This is a genomic window from Kitasatospora sp. NPDC004289, assembly GCF_053602875.1.
In genome coordinates this window covers 1-3,079 of record NZ_JBSGEL010000168.1, presented here as the reverse complement: position 1 = coordinate 3,079, position 3,079 = coordinate 1, and the positions used below count along the sequence as shown (strand labels likewise).

General features: G+C 77.6%; 2 protein-coding genes. Both read right to left on the bottom strand.

Annotated features, from left to right (window positions below; translation table 11 throughout):
• On the bottom strand, positions 1-1,772 hold a 1,772-nt coding region (locus ACWEPF_RS39740), incomplete at its 3' end, for a hypothetical protein (RefSeq protein ID WP_452176507.1).
• On the bottom strand, positions 1,769-3,079 hold a 1,311-nt coding region (locus ACWEPF_RS39735), incomplete at its 5' end, for a vWA domain-containing protein (RefSeq protein WP_452176506.1). The genes ACWEPF_RS39735 and ACWEPF_RS39740, both read right to left, overlap by 4 nt.

Genomic DNA, 3,079 nt, shown 5'->3' with positions numbered 1-3,079 from the left:
CTGGGGTCGCGCAGCGAGTAGGTGCTGCCCGAGGCGGTGGTGGTGATGGTCGGCGAGTCGCCGAGCGGGTCGGGGCCGGTGGCGGTGACCGGTGCTCCGGCCGACGGCGGGAAGTGCGCACCGACCAGGCGGTCGTAGCCGAGGTCGGCCCGGCCGTTCCAGGCCGCGGGCAGACGGAGCGTCAGCTCCGGCGCCTCGCCCGGTACCGGGGCCACCGCCAGCACCCGCAGGGTGGCCACCCGGTCGGGGTCGACCCGGCCGAGGACCCGGACCGAGGTGCCGGGGTGGGCGGCCAGTTGGCGCAGGTTCTCGACGTGGGACAACTCCGGGTGCCCGTGCGCGGCGGCCAGGCGCAGCACCGGGCCGTAGGCGCGGTCGCCCGGGGCGGGCGCCGTGGCGTCGTCCCCGGTGTCCCCGGTGTCCCCGGTGGAGCGTTCGGCGCCTCCGTCGTCGAAGGCGGCGTCGCGACCGGTGCTCCGCGTGCGGTCCGTGCCGACGGGTGCGACGGCTCGGGCCAGGACGGTGTCGCCGACGGCTCCGAGGAGAATCACGTCGCAGCCGACGGGCCGGCGCTGGCGGGAGTCGTCGGCCGGGTCGGCGAGCGGGCCGTCGCCGAGGCGTTCGGCGGCGGCCTCGGACAGCGGGCGGGTGAAGAGGGCGGCCAACGGGCCCGCCGTCCACGGGAGTCCGGGGACCGCGTTGGCCTTGACGCCCTTGCCGGAGCCGAGCCGGCCGTCCGCGGAGACGGTGGCGCCCGAGATCAGCAGGCCGCCGTGGGAGAGCTGCCGGTGGTCCACGGCGGCCGCTCCGATCGCGACCGGCGCGGTGGCCGCGCCCCGGGCCCGGCCCGGTCCGCCCGGGCGGACATCGGCGACCGAGTACCACCGGCCGTCCGGGTCCACCAGGTGGGTGACCACGCCGCCGTACCCGGTGGCGGTCAGCACCGGCTCGCGGAACACCCCGGTCACCCGGAGCGCGCCGCCCGGCTGGTACGCCCGGCGGGCGGTTCCGAGCAGTGCCGCGTCGCCCCGGCCGGTGCGCACCAGGGCGGTGGTGAGCAGGAGTTCGCGCAGCGCCGCGGTCAGGTCGGCCAGCGGCCGGCTGATGGTGCGGGCCCGCGCGCCGCGCAGGCCCCGCACCACCCGCAGGGCCGCCGCCTCGGCCCGGAGCAGTCCGGCGAGGCGGGCGGTGTGGGCGGCGCGCAGGAGCTCGGCCTGCGGCACGGCGCCGGCGGACGGCAGTCCGGCGGCGAGGACCGCCGCGGCGGCGGCCCACAGGGAGTCAGCCGCCTTGATCTGCGCGGCGGTTGCCAGGGCGGGCGCCTCGGGCTCGGCCGGTGCCGCGGTTTCGGTGGACGGTCGTGCCGACTCGGCGGCCGGCCCGGTCCCCGCCGCGGTGCTCCCCGGGGCGGGGATCTCCGCCCCGGCGGCAGCCTCGGCAGCCTCGGCCGCCTCGGGAGCCGCGGAGTCGGCCAGCGGGCAGAGCTGGAGCAGCGCGGCCCGGTGCAGGCAGCGCGGCGCGAGCAGGCAGCCGCAGCTCGCCTGCTCCTCCGTGCGGAGCACCCCGTCCGGGCCGGGGACCAGGGTCACCACCGCGTCCTCGCCGCAGCGGACCGTCACCCCGCCGCCCTCGGCCGGCTCCACCGGGAGCTTCGCGTACTGCTCCACGGCGGCGTCGAGCTTCTTGGCCAGGCGGGAGGTGAGGGCGCCCACGGCGGAGGCCGTCAACTCCGGTGCCGCGGGCGGCAGGGCGGTGGTGTCGGCTGCGGTCATCGGTGCTCCCCGCGGAGACGGTCGCCGACCCAGCGGGCCAGGGCGAGGGGACTGAGGGCGGCCACCGGCATCCCGGCGGCGACGAGCTGCCGGGCGATCGGCACCGAGTAGCGCGGGGCGCCGGTGTCGTCCAGCGCCGCACAGCCCATCAGGTGCACGCCGGAGGAGGCCAGGGCCCGGACCTCGGCCAGCAGGCCGCCGACCGAGCCGCCCTCCTCGAAGTCGCTGACCACGACCACCAGGGTGCGGCTGGGCACGGTGACCAGGGAGCGGGCGTGGGCCAGCGCCTTGGCGATGTGGGTGCCGCCGCCGACCTTGACCTCCAGCAGGAGGGAGAGCGGGTCGTCCACCCGCTCGGTGAGGTCGGCGATCTCGGTGGAGAAGGCCAGGAAGTGGGTGGAGAGCGTCGGCACCCCGCCCAGCACGGCGGCGGTCAGGGCGGACCAGATGACGGAGGCCTCCATCGAGCCGGAGACGTCCACCACCAGCACCAGCCGCCAGTCGGCCTCCTTGCGGGCCCGGGTGGAGAAGACCGGCCGCTCGGGGAGGACGACGGTGCGGCCGTCGGCCAGCCGCTGGGTGTGCGCCAGGTTGGCGCGCAGCGTGCGCGGCAGGTCGAGCCTGCCGCCGGGGCGGTGGGTCGGGCGGGGGTTGGCCAGGCCGTGCAGCGCGGGGCGCAGCCGGGTGGCCAGCTCCTTGGCGAGCTCCTCCACCAGACGGCGCACCAGCGGCCGGAGCGTGGCGAGCCTGGCCTCGGGCATGCCGCCGGCCAGGTTGAGCACCGAGCTCAGCAGCTCCACCGAGGGCCGGACCGAGGCCGGGTCCAACTCGGCCAGCACGTCGGTCCGTCCGGCCTCGGCCGCACTGCCGAGCACCTCCTCGCGGACCTCCGCGCCGAACAGCGCCGCCAGCTCCTCGGACCACTCGCGCGCAGTGGGGAAGGAGGGGTCGGTCCCGCCGCCGTCGCCCGCCGGCAGGTCGTTCGCGCCCTCGCCGCGGCCGGCGCCGTAGAGCTGGTCCAGGGCGTTGGCGTAGCGGCGGGCGCCGTCCGGCAGCTTCTCCGGCTCGCGGCCGAGCAGCAGTCGCCAGCGGTCGGCAGGGGCCAGCAGGGCCTTCTCGTCCGCCGGTATCCGGTGCTCCGTCAACTCCTCCGGGGTGGCAGTGACTTCGGGAGCGCTGGGCACGGTGCCGAGACCGAGCCCGGCGAGCGCCTGTCCTGCTTCCCGGGAATCAGCAACCGGGCGATGCCGCCCAGGATCAGACCCTCGATCAGCGCCGAGATGATCGCCCACATAGTCAGCTCCCGG